General features: G+C 57.5%; 14 protein-coding genes. 6 read left to right on the plus strand and 8 right to left on the minus strand.

What is annotated here, in order from left to right; genetic code table 11:
• Nucleotides 1-434: 434 nt before the first annotated feature.
• Both ACY692_RS10885 and ACY692_RS10890 read right to left on the minus strand, forming a co-directional pair.
• Entirely contained in the window at nucleotides 435-671 is a 237-nt protein-coding gene (locus ACY692_RS10885) for a DUF1902 domain-containing protein (protein WP_462325389.1), read from the minus strand.
• A gap of 373 nt (nucleotides 672-1,044) precedes the next feature.
• The gene (locus tag ACY692_RS10890; RefSeq protein ID WP_462325390.1) at nucleotides 1,045-2,832 is read right to left on the minus strand and encodes a chloride channel protein; all 1,788 of its coding nucleotides are present in this window, start codon (nucleotides 2,830-2,832) and stop codon (nucleotides 1,045-1,047) included.
• A 193-nt stretch (nucleotides 2,833-3,025) separates the two neighbouring features.
• Here ACY692_RS10890 and hisS point away from each other — a divergent pair, with 193 nt between their 5' ends.
• The 6 genes from hisS (at nucleotide 3,026) to ACY692_RS10920 (ending at nucleotide 10,458) form a co-directional block, all read left to right on the plus strand.
• Entirely contained in the window at nucleotides 3,026-4,276 is a 1,251-nt protein-coding gene (hisS, locus tag ACY692_RS10895) for a histidine--tRNA ligase (protein ID WP_462325391.1), read from the plus strand.
• A gap of 317 nt (nucleotides 4,277-4,593) precedes the next feature.
• Nucleotides 4,594-6,399, plus strand: coding sequence for an aspartate--tRNA ligase (gene aspS / locus ACY692_RS10900; RefSeq protein WP_462325392.1), 1,806 nt, complete (start codon nucleotides 4,594-4,596; stop codon nucleotides 6,397-6,399).
• Between the two features lies 1 nt (nucleotide 6,400).
• Nucleotides 6,401-6,922 carry a peptide deformylase gene (def, locus tag ACY692_RS10905; protein ID WP_462325393.1) on the plus strand — a complete coding sequence of 174 codons (522 nt, stop codon included), beginning with the start codon at nucleotides 6,401-6,403 and terminating at the stop codon, nucleotides 6,920-6,922.
• Nucleotides 6,886-7,851 carry a methionyl-tRNA formyltransferase gene (gene fmt, locus ACY692_RS10910; RefSeq protein ID WP_462325394.1) on the plus strand — a complete coding sequence of 322 codons (966 nt, stop codon included), beginning with the start codon at nucleotides 6,886-6,888 and terminating at the stop codon, nucleotides 7,849-7,851. The genes def and fmt overlap by 37 nt, the downstream gene beginning before the upstream one ends.
• Before the next feature lie 44 nt (nucleotides 7,852-7,895).
• On the plus strand, nucleotides 7,896-8,717 hold the full coding sequence (locus ACY692_RS10915; RefSeq protein WP_462325395.1) for a DUF116 domain-containing protein: 822 nt from the start codon (nucleotides 7,896-7,898) through the stop codon (nucleotides 8,715-8,717).
• A gap of 427 nt (nucleotides 8,718-9,144) precedes the next feature.
• On the plus strand, nucleotides 9,145-10,458 hold the full coding sequence (locus ACY692_RS10920) for a transcription antitermination factor NusB (protein ID WP_462325396.1): 1,314 nt from the start codon (nucleotides 9,145-9,147) through the stop codon (nucleotides 10,456-10,458).
• Between the two features lie 156 nt (nucleotides 10,459-10,614).
• Here ACY692_RS10920 and ACY692_RS10925 read toward each other — a convergent pair whose 3' ends face one another.
• The 6 genes from ACY692_RS10925 to ACY692_RS10950 all read right to left on the minus strand — a co-directional run bounded on the left by ACY692_RS10925 (nucleotide 10,615) and on the right by ACY692_RS10950 (nucleotide 17,866).
• Complete coding sequence (locus ACY692_RS10925; RefSeq protein WP_462325397.1) at nucleotides 10,615-11,535, minus strand: dihydroorotate dehydrogenase; 921 nt, start codon at nucleotides 11,533-11,535, stop codon at nucleotides 10,615-10,617.
• A gap of 215 nt (nucleotides 11,536-11,750) precedes the next feature.
• Nucleotides 11,751-12,023 carry a hypothetical protein gene (locus ACY692_RS10930; protein ID WP_462325398.1) on the minus strand — a complete coding sequence of 91 codons (273 nt, stop codon included), beginning with the start codon at nucleotides 12,021-12,023 and terminating at the stop codon, nucleotides 11,751-11,753.
• A 286-nt stretch (nucleotides 12,024-12,309) separates the two neighbouring features.
• Nucleotides 12,310-13,914 (minus strand): DNA repair protein RecN, encoded by a 1,605-nt coding sequence (locus ACY692_RS10935; RefSeq protein ID WP_462325399.1) that lies wholly within the window; start codon nucleotides 13,912-13,914, stop codon nucleotides 12,310-12,312.
• 67 nt (nucleotides 13,915-13,981) lie between these two features.
• On the minus strand, nucleotides 13,982-15,622 hold the full coding sequence (locus ACY692_RS10940; RefSeq protein WP_462325400.1) for a glycosyltransferase family protein: 1,641 nt from the start codon (nucleotides 15,620-15,622) through the stop codon (nucleotides 13,982-13,984).
• A 2-nt stretch (nucleotides 15,623-15,624) separates the two neighbouring features.
• The gene (locus ACY692_RS10945) at nucleotides 15,625-16,464 is read right to left on the minus strand and encodes an ABC transporter permease (RefSeq protein ID WP_462325401.1); all 840 of its coding nucleotides are present in this window, start codon (nucleotides 16,462-16,464) and stop codon (nucleotides 15,625-15,627) included.
• A gap of 397 nt (nucleotides 16,465-16,861) precedes the next feature.
• Nucleotides 16,862-17,866, minus strand: coding sequence for an ABC transporter permease (locus tag ACY692_RS10950; RefSeq protein ID WP_462325402.1), 1,005 nt, complete (start codon nucleotides 17,864-17,866; stop codon nucleotides 16,862-16,864).
• Between the last annotated feature and the right edge of the window lie 571 nt (nucleotides 17,867-18,437).

Below are 18,437 nucleotides of genomic sequence, written 5' to 3' on the forward strand. Positions count from 1 at the left end.
GAGTGCCGGACTTCGAATCCGTGGGCCGCAGGTTCGAATCCTGCCGGGAGCACCAATGATTTCAAGAGCTTGGGTAGCAAACCAAGCTCTTTTTTTTGGTCAAAATCCCTTTTTCGGTTTTGGAGCAATTTTGGGACAGTGAATCTTCAATTTGGGACACTTCCCAGAGGCCAGCATGGCGACAACGTCCCTGACACAGGGGGGCCCCAGCCATGCAGCGCATAGCCCAGATGGTGCGGGCCGGGAAACCGGCGTCCGTCGTTATGGAGGAAGGGGAGAAAAGGTGAGGCAGTTTTAGGTTTTATGTTTTAGGTTTTAGGCGGTTAAAGACGGGAGAAGGGAGGCGGGAGACAGGCTTGTTGTAGAGACAAGGCATGCCTTGTCTCCGGAAATGTCGGCAAGTAAGTCGCGTATGGGGGGATATAACTTGCCCATTACGCGACCACACGGGTCAGTTCTTCTCTTTGGGCGATTACGTTCAGAGGAATATCGCCGGGTTCATCGGCAATGACACCATTTGCCACCAGCAATTCAGGAGCCAGCGATTTGACGATCTCGATCAGCCGTTCAAGATCGTCGGCTTCGGCACAAAGGCCGGGGACATCATCACTCGTTGCGATCCATGTTTTGGCTTCGCTATCCCTGGATGCTGATATTTCGTAGGTTTTCATGGTGTCTCTCCGGAAGATGGTTTGTCTGCTCCTGTTTTTTTCGGATGTGCAGTTCTTTTATTGCCGTCATCCCGGCGAAGGCCGGGATCTTGATGGCCAAGGACTCAGCCAAGGCGTCAAAACAACTTCAACTCCCTGGAGATCCCGGATCAAGTCCGGGATGACGCATTTTTTCCGACGACCTTTGTGCTCGGCTTCGTGCTCTGCAGTCTACCCTTACCCCTTAACCCTTAAATCTTAACCCTTAATCCGCTCTCCCATCTCCCGCCCTTGATCCTACAACATAAAACTTAACACATAAAACCGCCTTTCCCGTCTCCCGCCCTTGGTCCTAAAACGTAAAACCTAACACCTAAAACCGTCGTTCCCCCTTCTATTCCTCTTCCATCCGCGTCTTCACCGCCTCCACGCGCCTATTGTAGTAATCCACCACCGCCCTTCTCGGGAGCATGCCCAGCAGGGTGTACGGGTCCCCTTCCTTGACCACGGGGAGGCTGTCGATGTTCTTGATGGTCAAACGGGCCAGAACCATGTTCAGATCTTCGCTGGGGGTGGTGGCGATGATCTCCTTGGTGCCGATGTCTCCCATGACCACCAGGTCGTCCAAGGTCCTGTCAAAGAGGATCTCCCGAATGTCCGTGGATGAAAAAATGCTCACGAACCGGTTCTGCCTGTCCACAACCGGGAAATAGTGCTGCTTGGTGTGGCTGAAAATTTCCTTGAAACTGGACATGGGCATGTCGTTTCTGACCAATGTCGGCTGGACGATCCGATCCTTCAAGTCACGGACCCGAATACTTTCCAGGACATCCACGAAAAAATCTCCGGCATGGGCGGGAGAATCGATCTTGTTCTGCACCTGTTTGATGTAAATAGTGTACCGCTTGGAGATCATATATGCGATGGAGCAGACCAGCAGGCTCGGGAGCAACAGATGATAGGAGTTGGTCATCTCGCTGATGAAGATGATCGTGGAGATGGGGGTGTTGGAGACCGCAGTGAAGAACCCGGCCATGCCCACGACCACGAAGGAGCCGGGATGGTTGACCAGACCGGGAATGAGCATGTTCGCCAGCTTGCCCACGACCCCGCCGACCGCCCCGCCGATGACCACGGACGGACCGAATACCCCGCCCGATCCCCCGGAGCCGATGGTGAAGGAGGTCGTCAGGATCTTGCCGATGCAGATGGTCAGAAGGAAAAAGATGGACAGTTCGTTATCTATGGCCTGCTGCATATACCCGTAGCCAAAAGACAGCGTCTGGGGGAGGAAGAACCCAAAGACCCCGGTGATCAGTCCGCCGATGGCCGGTTTGATGTGATTGGGGATTTTCCATTTATGGAACAGGCCGGTCACCCCGTAGAAGGAGCGCACATAGAGCCAGCCAAACCCCGCTACGACAAAGGCCAGCACCGTGTAGGGAAGAAGCTCGACGGGATCGCGGAACATGAAATCCGGAGAATGGAACAGGGATCCCCACCCAAAAACCGAGCAAAACACGCAATAGGCGACCACCGAGGCGATGCCCGACGGAATGAGGACCTCGGGTTCGATGTCCGGGTCCTTGTACAGGACCTCGGCGGAAAAGAGGGCCCCCGCCAGGGGTGCCCGAAAGATGGCCCCGATGCCCGCGCCCATACCCGCTGCAAGCATGATCCTGCGTTCACGTTTGGAAAGTTTGAGTCGGGTGGCCAGAAAGGATCCGAACCCGGCCCCGATCTGGGCGATGGGCCCCTCACGCCCCCCGGATCCTCCGGATGTCAGGGTGATGGCCGAAGCGAGGGTCTTGATAACGGGCACCCTGGCCCGGATGAGTCCCCCCTTGTTGTGGTAGGCGTCAATGGCCGCGTCTGTGCCGTGTCCCTCCGCTTCAGGAGCAAAGGTGTAGACGAGAAATCCGCTGAGCAGCCCTCCCACGCAGGGAAGGATGAAAAGCATATACCGGACCAGCTCATTCTGCGGTTGGGGCAATATAGAATGCTCTCCGGCCGGGGAAGGCGGATGGTACCCCGCCAGCTGATGCATGAAAAAATGGAATCCCAGGTCGCACAAAATGTGGAAAACCATGGCCCCAAGACCGGCGACCAGGCCTATGCCCGCGCAATACAGGGTCCACTTGCCGACAATAGAAAAGGTCGTCTGGATGTCTTTATCCGGCATACATAATCCTTACGGGTTCGGTTGCGTCCCTGGTTCGGCTCCCAACTAACGTGCCTTGATTATTAAAACATATTCCGATCCCCGCGCCAAGTCCCGATTTTTTGACATCCACGGGATCATCCACTATGCAGGAACGTTTCTGTATTTATTGTAGACCATCCTTTTTTTCCTCTTCCAACAACCCCATTCCACCATGTCTAAAATACAAAAGATCAAGGGATTTGCCGACCTGTTTTCTCCTGAGAGCGATAAGTTCGTAATCATGGAGCAGACCGCCCGGCAAATCTTTGCCAGATACGGCTGCCAGGAAGTCCGCCTTCCCCTGATGGAAAAAACCGAGCTCTTTGCCCGGTCCATCGGCGAGGAGACCGATGTGGTCCAAAAGGAGATGTACACCTTTCCGGATCGCAAGAACCGGTCCCTGACCCTGCGGCCCGAAGCCACCGCCGGGGTGGTCCGGGCGTTCATTGAAAACAAGATCCATTCCCACAGCCCCATTGCCAAACTGTTCACCTGCGGTCCCATGTTCCGGTACGAACGGCCCCAAAAAGGACGTATGCGACAGTTCCACCAGATCAACGTCGAGGTGTTGGGCACCGAGGCCCCACAGGCCGACGCCGAACTCATGTTCATGGTCTGGTCCTACCTCAGAGGACTTGGGCTGGACAAGCTGTCCATCGAGATCAATTCCCTGGGATGCCGGGAATGCCGTCCGGTTTTCCACCAGCGGCTGACCGAGTTTCTGGAAGGATTGGACCAGTCACAGCTTTGCGAGGACTGCCAAAGGCGGGCATCGACCAACCCGCTCCGGGTGCTCGACTGCAAGGTTCCAGCGTGCAAGGAATTGGTCAAGAACGCCCCTAAAATCAGTGATTCCCTGTGTCCCGCGTGCCGGGATCATTTCGACACCGTCCTGGGAATTCTTGATAATGCCAAACTCCCATACGTGCACAACGACCGCTTGGTCCGGGGATTGGACTACTACCAGCGGACCACTTTCGAGGTCGTATCCACGGACATTGGTGCCCAGTCGTCCGTGGCCGGGGGCGGGCGGTACGACGGCCTGGTCAAACAGCTCGGCGGTCCGGATTTGCCCGGACTCGGGTTCGCCTGCGGCATGGAACGCCTCGCCCTGCTCCTGGACAAGATCGGTACGCCCCAACTGGATTTCTTCCTGGCCGTGCTGGACGCACAGGCCCTGGACAAGGCCATGATCATCGCCCAGAACCTTCGGGACAAGGGATTTTCCGGCGAGGTCAGCTTCGAGGCCAAGAGCGTCAAGAGTCTTCTGCGCCAGGCCAACAAGCTCGGTGTCAAGACCTGTCTGCTCCTGGGTCCCGAAGAGCTGGAAAAGGACCAGATCATCGTCAAGGATATGGCCACGGGCGCCCAGAAGGCGGTCAGCCAGAGCGATTTGGAACAGGCGCTTGGGTTGCAGTGTTGATGTGGTAAGTACGCAGGAGGCAGTGCGCAGGTGGGGGAAGGATCGGGAGCGGGTAGGCAAACATTTCCTGCCCTGTTTTAAAGATTGTTTTCCCTCGCCTCCCGGGGCTCGGTCAAAGGGGATGGGTTCTGGACGCATAAAAGGGCGGATATGGAATCCGCCCCTACTGTTCGTCAAAACGTTTTTATAACCAACAACCTGCATATGTATCAAATTTCTTAAATTTCACAATATAACATAGCAACATTCCATAATCATTTATCCTATATCTTATATCCTACATCTTTTATCCTCTATCCTTCAAAAAAGGCATCACCATGGACGAACGACGCACAGACTTGCAACTCGATACACTTGACGGCTGGAAACGAACCCATACCTGTGCTCAGCTGCGCGCAAGCGATCTGGACCAGGAGGTCTGCCTCATGGGATGGGTTCAGTACCGGCGCGACCACGGCGGGATCATCTTCATCGACCTGCGTGACAAAAATGGGCTGACCCAGATCAAATTTTCTCCGGAAGACCATCCGGAAATCCACGAAAATGCCGGCCATCTGCGCACGGAATTCGTGCTGGCGATCAAGGGCACGGTTCTGGCCCGGCCCGATGACATGGTCAACCCGAACATGGACACCGGCGAGATCGAGGTCCTGGTCCGGGAATTCAAGCTGTTAAATACCGCCAAGACCCCGCCCTTCCTCATCGAGGACCGGGTGGACGTGTCCGAGAATCTCCGCCTCAGGTACCGCTATCTGGACCTACGCCGCCCCCGGCTGGCCAAGAACCTCATCCTGCGCCACAAGACGGCCCAGAGCGTACGCCGGTATCTGGACGGGCTGGAGTTCATCGAAACGGAGACTCCCATCCTGACCAGAAGCACGCCCGAAGGGGCCCGGGATTTTCTCGTGCCCAGCCGGGTCAACCAGGGGTCCTTCTACGCCCTGCCCCAGTCCCCCCAGCTGTTCAAGCAGCTGCTCATGGTCGGCGGATTGGAACGGTACTACCAGATCGTGAAATGCTTCAGGGACGAGGACCTGCGCGCCGACCGTCAACCCGAGTTCACCCAGATCGACATCGAGATGTCCTTTGTGGAAGAGGAGGACGTCATGACCATGGCCGAGGGCATGATGCGGGCCGTGTTCAGGGACACCCTGGGTGCCGAGATACCGGCCACATTCGAACGGATGACCTATGACCAGGCTATGGAGACCTATGGGGTGGACAAGCCGGACCTGCGTTTCGGACTGCCACTACAAGACGTGACCTCCATTGTCCGTGGATCCGGCTTCCGCTTGTTCGCAAAGGCCGAGCTGGTCAAGGCCATGAAGGTCGAGGGGGGGGCTGTCCTTTCCAGAAAGGAAATCGATGACTATACGGATTTCGTCCGCATCTACGGGGCCCAGGGTCTCGCCTGGATCAAGATCAAGGAAGACACCTGGCAGTCGCCCATTGCCAAATTTTTGAGCGACGACGAACGTGCTGGACTGACCGAAGCCCTGGGACTTGCGCCCGGCGACATCGTCTTTTTCCAGGCGGGGGCTCCGGACATGGTCAACGCGGCCCTGGGAAATCTTCGTCTCAAACTGGGCGAACGCTTTGACCTGATCCCCGAAGACGAGTACCGGTTTGTCTGGATCACAGACTTCCCCATGCTCGAATGGAACGCCGACGAAAAACGGTGGAACGCCATGCACCATCCGTTCACCTGCCCCCAGGACGGCCATCTGGAACTGCTGAAGACCGATCCGGGCAAGGCCAGGGCCAAGGCCTACGACATGGTCTTGAACGGCAACGAGATCGGGGGCGGATCCATCCGTATCCACTCTTCCGAACTGCAGCAAGAGGTCCTCGCGGCCCTGGGTATCGGCGAGGAAGAGGCCGAAAACAAATTCGGGTTCCTCATCCACGCCATGGAATACGGCGCTCCCCCGCACGGAGGGATCGCCTTTGGTCTGGACCGGATGATCATGCTCCTTGGCGACGTCTCCTCCATCAGGGACGTCATCGCCTTCCCCAAGACCCAGAAGGCCACCTGCCTGCTGACCGACGCCCCCAATACGGTAGATCGGACCCAGCTCCGGGAACTGGCCCTCCGGCTCCGGGAAACCCAAAAGAGTGAATGAGATGAGCAAAAAAATAGTAACCTACCCAGATCCGATTCTGGCCCGCACAAGCGCGCCTCTTTCGGACATTACCGAGGAGATCCGGACCCTGGCCGACGAAATGGTCGAGACCATGTATACCAATGACGGGATCGGCCTGGCCGCTCCCCAGGTGGGTGAGAACATCCGTTTGGTGACCGTGGACATCTCCGGCCCCAAGGAACGCGAGGATCTCCGTATCCTGGTCAACCCGGAGATCGTCGAAAAAACCGGAACCACGGAATCCGAAGAAGGATGCCTGAGCGTGGTCGGCTACCGGGCCAAGGTCAAACGCTCGGCATGGGCCGGGATCAAGGCACTCGACCTTGACGGCAACCCCGTCGAGTTCGAGGCCGAAGACCTCATGGCCATCTGCCTACAGCACGAGATCGACCACCTGGACGGGGTCCTCTTCATCGACCACGTCAGCAGGCTCAAACGCACACTCTACGAAAAGAAGCTGACAAAATGGCTGAAAACCAAGCAACGCGACGCAAAAAAATAGTCTTCATGGGCACGCCGGGATTCGCGGCCGTGATCCTTTCCGACCTCCTCGCCGATGAAGGCGGGGAGGTCGTTGGTGTGTACACCCAGCCGGACCGCCCCTGCGGCAGGGGCCAGGTGTGTAAACCGTCCGATGTCAAGAAGCTGGCCCTGGAAAAGGGGCTGCCCGTATATCAGCCGGTGGATTTCAAGCAGGAAAAGGACCGTCAGGAACTGGCCGATCTCGAGCCGGAACTGCTCGTGGTCGCGGCCTACGGACTCATTCTGCCCCAGTCGGTGCTTGATATCGCACCCATGGGAGCGATCAACGTGCATGGTTCGCTCCTGCCCAAACTGCGCGGAGCCGCCCCCATCCAGCGGTCCATCATGAACGGCGACCATGTCACCGGGATCACCATCATGCAGATGGAAAAAGGCCTTGATTCCGGTCCTATCCTGCTGCAGCGTGCCATGGGCATCGGCATCCACGACACGGCCGAGTCCCTGCACGACGATCTGGCCAGCATGGGCGGAAAACTCCTGGTGGAAGCTCTGGACAAGCTGGAACAGGGGCTCATCCATCCCAAACCCCAGGACCACGACATCGCCACCCACGCGCCCAAACTCCAGAAATCCGAAGGGCTGGTGGATTGGAACCGGGCGGCCCAAGAAATCCACGACCAGATCCGGGGCCTCTTCCCCTGGCCCGGCACTTGGTTTTCCTTTGAGCGGCGACCGGGAAAAACCGTGAAGCTGACCCTGTACCCGGGAACCATCGGCGGTCCCGTGGAACCGGGGACGGTTCCGGGCACCTTCCTGGGCATGCGCGGCGACACCTTGGCCATTGCCTGCAAGGACAGGGAATACCTTCTCCCGATGATCAAGGCGGCGGGTGGTAAGCCGCTTGATGCCAGGAGTTTTTTCTGCGGATACCTGTCGTCGACGTGTTGAGATGACTTAATTCATAGTACCTTATACCCTCTATCCTTCTATTCATGTCCAAAAAAGATCAGACCCTCCTCACCCTGGAAGACGCCATCGAATCGACCTACGTGGCCAAGAAGCGCCTGTTCATCGGTCTGATCACCGGAACGTCGGTTCTCATCTGCCTGATTCTGGTTTTTCTGTGGCTCATTCCCACCGTCGGCCTTGCCTCCATCCATCCCGTGGCCCCCTGGATCTTCGGGTCGATCATCCTCATAGCCATCCTGCTGGTTGCCGGGGCGTCTCTGGCCTTGGTCCTGAACATCCTTCTCGGCAAAAAAATTTTTCTTTCGCGCAAGATGCGCGGGCTGACCATCAAGCTCTTCCTGCCCCTGATGACCATGCTCGGGCGGTTTCTGAACATCCCCAAGGCCAAGATCAGGGCCTCGTTCATCAAGGTGAACAACGAGCTCGTTCTCGGAGAAAACAAGCGATATCAGGCCGCAGACATGCTCATGCTCATGCCCCATTGTTTGCAGAACAGCCGGTGCAAAATCCGGCTGACCTACAACATCTACAACTGCAAACGGTGCGGGAAATGTCCCATTGCCGGGCTCCTCAATCTGAGCGATACCTATGGGATCAAACTGGCCATAGCCACGGGCGGGACCATTGCCCGGCGCATCGTGGTGCAGAACAAACCCAAATTCATTCTCGCTGTGGCCTGTGAACGCGACCTGTCCAGCGGCATCCAGGATGTCTACCCCCTGCCCTGCTTCGGCGTGCTCAATCAGCGCCCCCACGGCCCATGTTTGGATACACAGGTGCCGTTGGAGCATGTGGAGTGGGCGATCAGAAAATTTTTGGTCAAATCGGAGGGAGATGAGGGATGAGGATATACGATACAAGATATACGATATAGGATTCCTCAATTCTCGAAACCTCAACCAAAACCATTTCGAAATATTGAGTTTGCATTGCCCCCAGCATAGCGCGTGGGGTTCTTGGGGTAATTCATGAATTACCCGTTTTTCTGCGCCCCGGGAGGTGCAGAAAAACAGAGAGTAGCAAGCATGACGGGAATCGTCCGGCCCTCCTAGACAAGACGTTTTGCAAACGCCGTCATTCCCGTCAGTTACCTGAACCCAAAACCCATCTTTGCCCCACCTGGACCCGTTTTTGCCCTGTTTTCGAATGTGGTATCCATAAGGGCGGATATGGAATCCGCCCCTACAGGGTCACGCTGCATGTGAGATTACCGACCTCTCCCGTCTCCGGTCATCCTATATCCTTTATCATTTATCCTCTATCCTCACCTCCATGTCCCCAAAATCCCTCCCCCTCTCCCCCCTCCCGCCGGCACGGCGGGTTGCCCTGCAGACCCTGTATCGCTGTCTGCACAAAAATCAGGATCTCCAAAACGCCCTTGATCAGGCCCTCACCACAACCGCCATCGGTGCCCGGGACAAGGGCTTGGCAACGGAACTGGCCTACGGATATCTGCGCCACAAGACACGGTCGGACTTTCTGGTTGCCTCCTTCTTGAAATCACCGGACAAACTCCCCCGCCACCTGCTCCTTCTCATGGGGCTGGCCGGGTACGAGCTGGCCTGCATGGACAGAATCCCTGCTTATGCCACGGTGGATTGGACGGTGGAATGGATCAAGAAGAATCTGGGAAAGAGGCTGGCCGGAGTGGGGAATGCCGTGCTCAGAAGGATCGGGGAACTGGGGAAGGCTGCACAGGAAAAGGACTATTTTTGCAAGGACAAACCGGATACGGTTATTTTTTTGGCCCGGTATTATTCATGCCCGGCATGGATCGTGGAACTGTGGCTGCAAAGCTATGGCCGTGAAAAGACGGAGAGCTTTCTGAAGGAGTCTGTAACCCGACCCGCCCTTGGACTGCGGTGTGCGTCAGATCCGGATGCCGAGGCAGTGGCCCGTGAGTTCAATACTATCCTGCTTGGCAGGGAGGGCCATGCCCTTGCCCTGGAGCGGACACCGGACGGTCTGGACGCATTGCTTTGCAAGGGACAGGTCACCCGGCAGAGTTATGCGGCCCAAATCGCCCTGAACGCCCTTCAACCGCCCTCATGGCCGACACCTGTCTGGGACGCCTGCTGCGGTCGCGGAGGCAAGAGCATGGCCCTTGCCGGACAGGGAATCGCCCCCCTATGGGCCAGCGACATCCACACGGCCAGGCTGACCGGTTTTATGCGGGAATGCAAACGAACCGGAACATCCATCCCTGTTTTTCAGGCCTCGGCAAAAAGCACGCCTCCCCTTGGCACCACCCCGCGAACCATTCTTCTGGACGTGCCCTGCTCCGGCCTCGGTGTTCTTTCCAGACGTCCTGACAGCAAATGGAAGCGAACTCCCAAGGATGTGACCGCACTGGTCACAACCCAGCGGGCCATCCTGGACACTGCCTGGAGCACCCTGCCTGCCGGCGGAGTCCTCGCCTACCTCACCTGCACCCTGAACCCTGCAGAAAACCAGGAACAGATCACACGCCTCTGTAACGAACACGGGAATGCGGTAGTGATCAGGGAATTCGAGACAGGAATGGATGAGGGATTCGGGGAGTTTTTTTACGGGGCAACGATCAGGAAGAAAGGGGTGAAGGGTTAAGGTTTAAGGGTTAAGGGTTAAGGGACCGGCAGGTGATCTTTCGAATGAATGCCAGGAAGACACGAAACGGGTAGGGGCAGATTCCATATCTGCCCTCCCCTTCCCCCTACCCCGCCTTGCTCCGCACCCCTGCGCCTCCCCGCGATCCAGCCGTTATCACTCCCCGGAGGTATCCAGCCTTCCCCGGAAATCCCACCACTGCTCGATTTTCAGCTTTTTGGTCAGCTTTTCCATCTTTTCCACCAGGGAAAAGGCAAAATTTGCATTGGTGAACGACCCCGTCCCCACCTGCACGGCGTGGGCACCCACTAAAATGAACTCCATGGCGTCCTCGGCGCTCACAATCCCCCCAAGGCCCATTACGGGGATGCCGACCGTTCTGCAGGTCTCATGCACCATGCGCAGGGCCACGGGATGGATGGCCGGGCCGGACAATCCGCCAGTCACATTGCCCAGAAGGGGTTTTCTGGACCGAATGTCCACGGCCATACCGGTGATGGTGTTGATCAGGGAAAGTCCGTGCGCGCCTGCGTTCTCCACGGCCCGGGCAATGACCGTGATGTCGGTCACATTGGGGCTCAGCTTGACGATGACCGGCTTGTCCCCGGCCCGCTCGCACACCGCTTCTGTCACCCTGGCCGCCTGCAGCGGATCCTGACCGAAGGCTGCCCCGCCCTCCCGCACATTGGGGCAGGAGATGTTCACCTCCAGGGCGGCAATCCCCTCCTCAGCCGACAGCATACCGGCCAGTTCGCCGAAATCATCACTGCTGTGGGCGTAGAGATTGGCAATGACCGGGGTCTCCCTCCAGGGCAGCAGAGGCAGTTTGTCGCGCAGAAACGATTCTATCCCTATATTCTGCAGTCCCACGGCATTGAGCATCCCGCACGGTGTCTCAGCAACCCGGGGCGAAGGATTGCCCGTCCGAGGGGCCAGAGAAAGCCCCTTGACCACCATCCCCCCCAGCCGTGACAGATCCCCGAACTGCCCCAGTTCCACACCATAGCCAAAGGTCCCGGATGCCGTGATCACGGGATTCTTGAGTTCCAGACCGGCAAAATCAACGGAAAGATCCATGTGTATTCCTTCATTCGCCACGGGATGTGGCGGGGTATCGTATTTAAGGATATAGGATAAAGGATATATGATACAGGATTTTCAGCGCGGCGGTCGATTTCGGAAGAATCTGTAGGGGCGATTCGTGATGAATCGCCCCTACAGGTCTATCGACACAGAGCACCCGTTCCCAACTTCAGACAACGTTCCGTATCCTCTATCTTATATCCTCTATCTTATATCTTGTTGTTCCCAAACAACACCGCACTTTCCTCCGGATGCACCATCCCCATGGCCGTCATACGAACCCGGACAAAACGATAATCCCGGATCAGCGGATAGACCAGCACAATACGCAGGAGCACCTCCCACAGGGGCTTGCCCAGCACTGATTGGAACCGCCCCTCCCACCACCGATTGTTCACCCCGAAATGCCGGGTCCGCAAAATGAGATGCACCCCGATACGCCAATGGGCAAAGGCAAAACGTAATTTCCTGTAATCAATCATCTATATTCTCGTATATAACCATTCCGTACCCTGCAGCCAATGCATTCCCGTTCATAGTATCCCTCTCCTGGGAACGCCGAGCGTCTGCTCGGCACTGCGTTCACTCACCGGGCGGATGGGCCGGCATGATACCAATACCGTTTTCTCTCGCCTTCCCCGTGGAATGCCTTTGCGTTTTCATGGCACACGGTCTCCCGGACATCGGTCAAAAGGGCAGGCACGGGGGCCGGCCCCTACGGGTTTTCTATATCCTATATCCTATATCCTCTATCTTTTATCGTAGATCTTATATCCTGCCCTTCCCCAACCCCCGCGCCATCATCTCCCCCTTCTCCCCGCCCCCGGCCATGCGGGCGAGTTCGGTAACGATCTCCTTGTCTTTGAGACGGGTGCACAGGGTAAAGGTCTTGCCGTCCCTGACCTCTTTTCTGATATGGAAATGGCGCTCGGCCATGGCCGCCAATTGGGGCCAGTGGGTGATCAGGATGACCTGCTGCCGCTTGGCCAGATCCCGGATGCTTGCGGCCACCTTGTTCAGGGTGATCCCGCCGATGCCCGAATCCACCTCGTCGAAGAGGAGCGTGGGCATGTTCTTTTCCGCCCTGAGACCGACTACCGCCAGCAAAAAACGGGACAGTTCCCCTCCCGAGGCGATCTTGTCCAGGGGCTGGGGCGGCTGGCCCGGGTTGGGGACCCAGAAGATGCGGGGGCGGTCTTCCAAAATCTCGGGATGGATTTCTTTGTGCTCGTTCTCAAAGACGATCTCCAGCTTGTCGGAAAACCCCAGGTCCCTGAGGCGTACCTCCAGCTGTTCCTTGAGCACCCTTGAGGCCCTGTTCCTGGCCGCATTCAATCGCTCTGTCTGACTCTCGAGTTTCTCTGCCAGCTCGGTCCGTTTGCGTCCCAGCTGGGTGAGCTGCAGCTGACTCTGGTCGAGAAAGGCGATGTTCTCCTCGATTTCCTGTTCCAGTTCCAGAATCCGGTCCAGGGATCGTTTGAGCCGTCGCTGGAGCTGGGCCAGCTTCCACAGCCTGGATTCGATGGTCTCCAAACGGGCCTGGTGCTCGAAATCCATGGGCTCGCCGCGCAGCTCCCGGTCGAGTTCAAGCACGGACTGGCGGGCATCCTCCATATGTGACGCAAACTGACCATATCGCTCATCCAGTTCGGCCAGGGACTGGACATGGGAGTGCAGCACCCCCAGCCCTTCGAGCAGGGAAAATTCCTGCCCGTTGATCACCTCGAGGGACTGATGGATCATTTCCCGGGAATCGGCCTGGGCCTGGATGATTTTTTTCTCGGCCATCAGGGCTTGTTCTTCCCCGGGCTGGGGACCGACCTTCCGGATTTCGCTCTGCTGGTATTCCAGAAAATCCCGTTTCTCCTCCAGGCCCTTGACCCGCTCCCTGATTTCCTGTTCCTGCCCTAGAATCTGGACCATTTCCCGGACCATCTCCCGGTGGCGTTCGAGCACACCCGGATCGTCCAAGAAGCCGTCAACAATGTTCACGTGATAGCCGGGCCGAAGCAGTTTCTGCTGCCCGTGCTGACTGGTATGGATGAGCAGGCTGGGCCGCAGGGTTTGCGCTTTTTCCTGGGACCCCAGACCGTCATTGATGTAGATCCGACTGCGTCCGGTCTCGGCCAGAATCTCCCGCCGGAGAATGACCTCCTGACCATCGAGAATGAAGATGGCCTCGACCTGGGCCTTTTCACACCCCGAACGGATCATGGACGCAGAAATCTTGTCCCCGAGAATAAAATCAAGGGCGCTCAGAATAAACGATTTCCCGGCCCCGGATTCCCCGGTGAGCACGTTCAGGCCGGAGACGAAATCCATTTCCACATCCTCGATCAGGGCGAGGTTTCTGATACGTAAAAATTCGAGCATGGCTTACCTTGGCCAAAAGATGGTTTGAAAAATTGCCGGGACCTGCCTATCCGCTCCAACATCCATGTCACGACTCCGCTGACATGATCCGTGCCCATTGTTCCATCATGCCGCTGGGGTCCATGCGGTTGATCGTGCGCATGAATCGATCCTCCTGCCCCTGGTTCGCGGCCAGGTCGTGAGCGACCACGAGCTCTTCCAGCCCCTGACGTTTGCGGAATACCCGCAGGTTGTTCAATGCGAGCTCACAGCCCATCCGCCAGTCATCCCGAGCGCGCAGGCTGAGGAACGACAGGGTGCGCAATCGAGCCCCTTCAAGTCCCCGTTGGAGTCCGAAAAGCCGGGATATTTCTCGTACGAGCTCGGGGTCGTCCGGATCATATGACTCAGCGACAAGCAGACATTCGAGCGCTGTCTCGGGGAGGGATGTTTTCGGATTGAAGGCCACCCCTATCCGAAACACCTTTTTTTCCCTGAGCAAAATACGCGACCATGACCGGGCAATACCCGCAGGTCCGGAATCTCCTGCCCTCTCGCGAAGGTTGCAGGTCGTGATGTGGCGCAGCAGGAATTGCCTGGCCAAAGATGTTTGACCATGATGCAGCGCCGCCATGGACGCGCTCAGGTTCACCCCGAGATGATGGGCATACTGTCCCTGTTGGAGCACCGGAAGGATGAGATCACGAAGGCTTTCCCAGGAACCCGTGGCGTGGACGATGCGGATCAATGTCGCCAGTCCGTCGGGAGTGCAGGGGATTGCGAGCAGGATATCTCTGATGGGCGTGAGATCGATGGTGATGCGATCTGCGTCGTGGAAGATCCATTGCGTCATGGCCAGATCCACGGTGCTGTCGATCCCCCTGGATGCCGACCTTGGGGAAGACTCGCACAATGCAAGGAGACGCTTGGCACGATGCACGGGAAGATGCTCGTTGCGAACACGCTCGCGTCCGGCCAGCGCAACCATGCGTGCCTGGTGCGTGTTCGTGCGGTAACAGGCGATCTTGGATTCCAGCTCCAGGACATGATCGAAGGTATCCATCTCCCGGCCGGGTTCGAAGAGTTCCTCGAGCCCGTTGTCGAAACGCTGGTTGATGACCAGACACCCGCAGGAGGCAGCCTCGAAAGACCGGAAATTGACCTCGGCCATGATGGATTCATTGGGGGCGATGCGGGAATCAGCATACAGGGATTTCATGGCTGCAAAGCTGATATCCTGGTCAAACTTGGTCCCGAAGGTGGAACACAGAAAATCCACCAGATTCTTTCGGGGCATGCGATGGCCGGTGACCCGACCCACAAAGCACACCCCATGCCTCCTCCGTTCCCATGGGGTCCAGGGATGCTCGAACCCGTACCAGGGAAGCCAGGCAACGTTGGGCAGTCCCTGAAGCTTCAGCTTGTCGACCCAATCCTTCTGGGTCGTGAGCACGAGATCGAAAAGTTTGCCGTATGCAGCCTGCCAGAAGGCATTCAGATGGGTGTCGATGGACCAGAACGTCTTGGAACATGACCATTCATGCAGGTCCGTCAGGATCTTTCGTGGCCCCAGGGTTTCCTGCTGAACGATCAGGTCGGGTTTGAAATGTGCCCGTTCGAGAAGGGGGGACAGGCATGAATAGCCGGAGGATAAACGGAGCGCCAGGCAGGTATGGCCCAGGGATTCGAGGGCAGGAACAAGGGAGCAGTCGATACAGGCAATGTTCATGGTCAGCGCTGCTTGAGGCGGGGGTCGAGGAGGTCCCGCAGGGTTTCGCCCAGAAGATTGTACCCGAGCACGGTGAACAGGATGGACAGACCGGGAAACACGGAGAGCCACGGGGCGATCTCCATGACGTCCTTGCCCTCCATGAGCATGTTCCCCCAGCTGGGAACCGGGGGCTGGACCCCGAGACCAAGGAAGCTGAGGGCCGATTCCGTGAGAATGGCCGCTGCGATCCCCAATGTGGCGGAGACCAGAACCGGGGTCAGGGCATTGGGCAGAACATGGCGGGCGAGAATACGGAATACGCCCGCTCCGGAAATCCGAGCCGCCTTGACAAAATCACGTTCCTTGAGGCTCAGGGTCTCGGCCCTGACCAGACGGGCAACCCCCATCCAGGAGGTCAGTCCGATAACGATCATGATGTTGTTCAGGCTGGGTTCCAAAAAAGCAATGACCGCAAGGATGAGAAAGAACGAGGGAAAACAGAGCATCACGTCCACCCCGCGCATGATGATCTCATCCACCAACCCGCCGAAATATCCGGCAATGAGTCCGAGAACCATGCCGATGGAGGCGGAAATGCCCACGGCCACAAATCCCACCCACAAAGAAACCCGAGCCCCGTAAACGAGCCTGGTGAACACGTCCCGACCCAGGGCATCCGTCCCAAGAAAATGCTCGGGCCCGGGAGGACGCAGGATGGCGTCCACGTTCAGTCCATTGGGATCATAGGGACAGATGAGCGGCGCCAAGAGCGCCAGCCCGGCCATCACCCCCACCAGGATGATCCCCAGAATGAACAACCCGTATCTGGAAACAAAAAGTCGTGTTCGTACCGAAATCATGAAACGAAAAGTTCTCCTGCTGCAATGGAAAATGGTACGTTTCAGGCCTGATTTTCACTAATCCCCGTCATCCCGGCGCAGGCCGGGATCTTCAAGGAGATGGGCGTTGTAAAAAAGGTAACCACTAGCCAAACCCACAGAGATCCCGGATCAAGCCCGGGATGACGCCCCATGCCGGTCTGCGCACTGGGCACTGCGTACTGCGTACTGTGTACTGTGCACTGCGTACTGTCCTCCGACCTCCGACCTCCGGCCTCCACCGTTCCCCGCTCCCCACAATCCCTGTTTTCCTTCGCCTCCCGGGGCTCAGTCAAACGGGCAGGCACGGGGGCCGGCCCCTACACGGTCTTTCGTCTCCGGTCCTTGAACCTAAAACCTAAAACATAAAACATAAAACCTAAAACCGTCCCCCCTTCTTCCCCGCCCTGATCCTGGGATCGGCCAGAGAATATCCGAAATCCGCCAGCATGTTCCCGGCCAGGGTCAACACCGCCCCGAGGACCAGATTGCCCATGATGAGCGGATAATCTCGGGCCATGACCCCCTGATAAAAGAGCTGTCCCAGCCCGGGCAGGGCAAAGATGGATTCGATGATGACGCTTCCGCCGATAAGTCCCGGCACGGACAGCCCCAGCAGGGTGATCACCGGAAGCAGGCCGTTGCGCAATCCGTGATGGAAGATGACCGTGCGCGTGGGCAATCCCTTGGCCCTGGCCGTCAGGATGTAGTCCTGGCGGAGCACCTCGAGCATGGACGAGCGCATGAACCGGGACATCCCTGCAAGCCCGGTGATGGTGTACACAAGCACCGGCAGGGTCAAATGGCTGGCCAGATCCGTCAATTTGCCCCACCAGGAGAGGGACGCGAAATCCAGGGAAGTCAATCCCGATATGGGGAACAAAGGATAGGCGATCCCCAGAAAGAGCATGAGCAAAAGGGCCAGCCAGAAGCCGGGCATGGCGAATCCGATGAACACCAGCACCGTGGAGACGCGGTCGAACCAGCCCCCCTGGTAATAGGCCGAGATCACCCCGATGGGAATGGAGATCCCCAGTATGAGGATCAGGGCAATGATATTCAGGCTCAATGTCAGGGGGAGACGTTCCTTGATCTTGTCCCACACCGGACGATGGTCCCCGCTCATGGACCGCCCGAAATCCAAACGCACGATCCTCCCCATCCAGTTCAGGTACTGGATATGAATGGGTTTATCCAGCCCGTACAACTTTTCCAGCCGCTCCCGGGCCGCCTCGCCTGCCATGGGGTTGAGGGTGGTCTGCAGATCCGTGGGCGAACCCGGGGCCAGGTGAATGACCCAGAAGCTGAGCACTGTGATGCCGATAAAAACGACACCCAGCCACAGGAGCTTCACAACAACGTGTTTGATAAAGGGATGGATCATGCAACTGCCCGGAGGATCAAAAAGGGACCGAAGGGAGAATTCCCTGACGTATGGGTTTCATTGCCCATTTCAGGGCAAGAATCAAGACGGGGAAGGCGGAAGGGCTGTTTTAGGTTTTAGGGAGAAGCGCAGACCGGAGATGGGTAGGGGCAGATTCCATATCTGCCCTTTAGGGCGACAGGGAGAACGGAAACAGAAAACAGGTCGTAGAGACAAGGCCTGCCTTGTCTCTGGGGCGGCAGGAGGCGGGAGACAGGAAACGGGAGATAGGAGACGGGAGACGGGAAAAGGCGGAGGTCTGAGGTCGGAAGTCTGGAGTCGGAGTACGCAGTGTGCAGGGAGACCGGAAAAGGGAGACAGGAGACCGGGACATGCCTTCCTCATGGACTTGATCCGGGACTGCCTATCTTCCGTCTCCCGGTCAGTCATGAAGAAAAATATCACTTTTTTGAACTTTTTCTGTGCGCTGCGTACTGCGCACTGCGCACTTATTCCGTTTCTGTCTCCGTATTTCCCGTCTCCCGTCTCCGTATTTCCCGTCTCCTGTCTCCCGTCTCCTGTCTCCCGTCTC

This window comes from Desulfoplanes sp., from assembly GCF_054921335.1.

Excerpts from the sequence above, each read along its gene's own strand:
- ACY692_RS10885 (WP_462325389.1), bottom strand. The coding sequence starts at position 671 with ATGAAAACCTACGAAATATCAGCATCCAGGGATAGCGAAGCCAAAACA.
- def (WP_462325393.1), top strand. The coding sequence starts at position 6,401 with ATGAGCAAAAAAATAGTAACCTACCCAGATCCGATTCTGGCCCGCACA.
- ACY692_RS10915 (WP_462325395.1), top strand. The coding sequence starts at position 7,896 with ATGTCCAAAAAAGATCAGACCCTCCTCACCCTGGAAGACGCCATCGAA.
- hisS (WP_462325391.1), top strand. The coding sequence starts at position 3,026 with ATGTCTAAAATACAAAAGATCAAGGGATTTGCCGACCTGTTTTCTCCT.
- ACY692_RS10890 (WP_462325390.1), bottom strand. The coding sequence starts at position 2,832 with ATGCCGGATAAAGACATCCAGACGACCTTTTCTATTGTCGGCAAGTGG.
- ACY692_RS10930 (WP_462325398.1), bottom strand. The coding sequence starts at position 12,023 with ATGATTGATTACAGGAAATTACGTTTTGCCTTTGCCCATTGGCGTATC.
- ACY692_RS10945 (WP_462325401.1), bottom strand. The coding sequence starts at position 16,464 with ATGATTTCGGTACGAACACGACTTTTTGTTTCCAGATACGGGTTGTTC.
- aspS (WP_462325392.1), top strand. The coding sequence starts at position 4,594 with ATGGACGAACGACGCACAGACTTGCAACTCGATACACTTGACGGCTGG.
- ACY692_RS10940 (WP_462325400.1), bottom strand. The coding sequence starts at position 15,622 with ATGAACATTGCCTGTATCGACTGCTCCCTTGTTCCTGCCCTCGAATCC.
- ACY692_RS10925 (WP_462325397.1), bottom strand. The coding sequence starts at position 11,535 with ATGGATCTTTCCGTTGATTTTGCCGGTCTGGAACTCAAGAATCCCGTG.
- ACY692_RS10920 (WP_462325396.1), top strand. The coding sequence starts at position 9,145 with ATGTCCCCAAAATCCCTCCCCCTCTCCCCCCTCCCGCCGGCACGGCGG.
- fmt (WP_462325394.1), top strand. The coding sequence starts at position 6,886 with ATGGCTGAAAACCAAGCAACGCGACGCAAAAAAATAGTCTTCATGGGC.
- ACY692_RS10950 (WP_462325402.1), bottom strand. The coding sequence starts at position 17,866 with ATGATCCATCCCTTTATCAAACACGTTGTTGTGAAGCTCCTGTGGCTG.
- ACY692_RS10935 (WP_462325399.1), bottom strand. The coding sequence starts at position 13,914 with ATGCTCGAATTTTTACGTATCAGAAACCTCGCCCTGATCGAGGATGTG.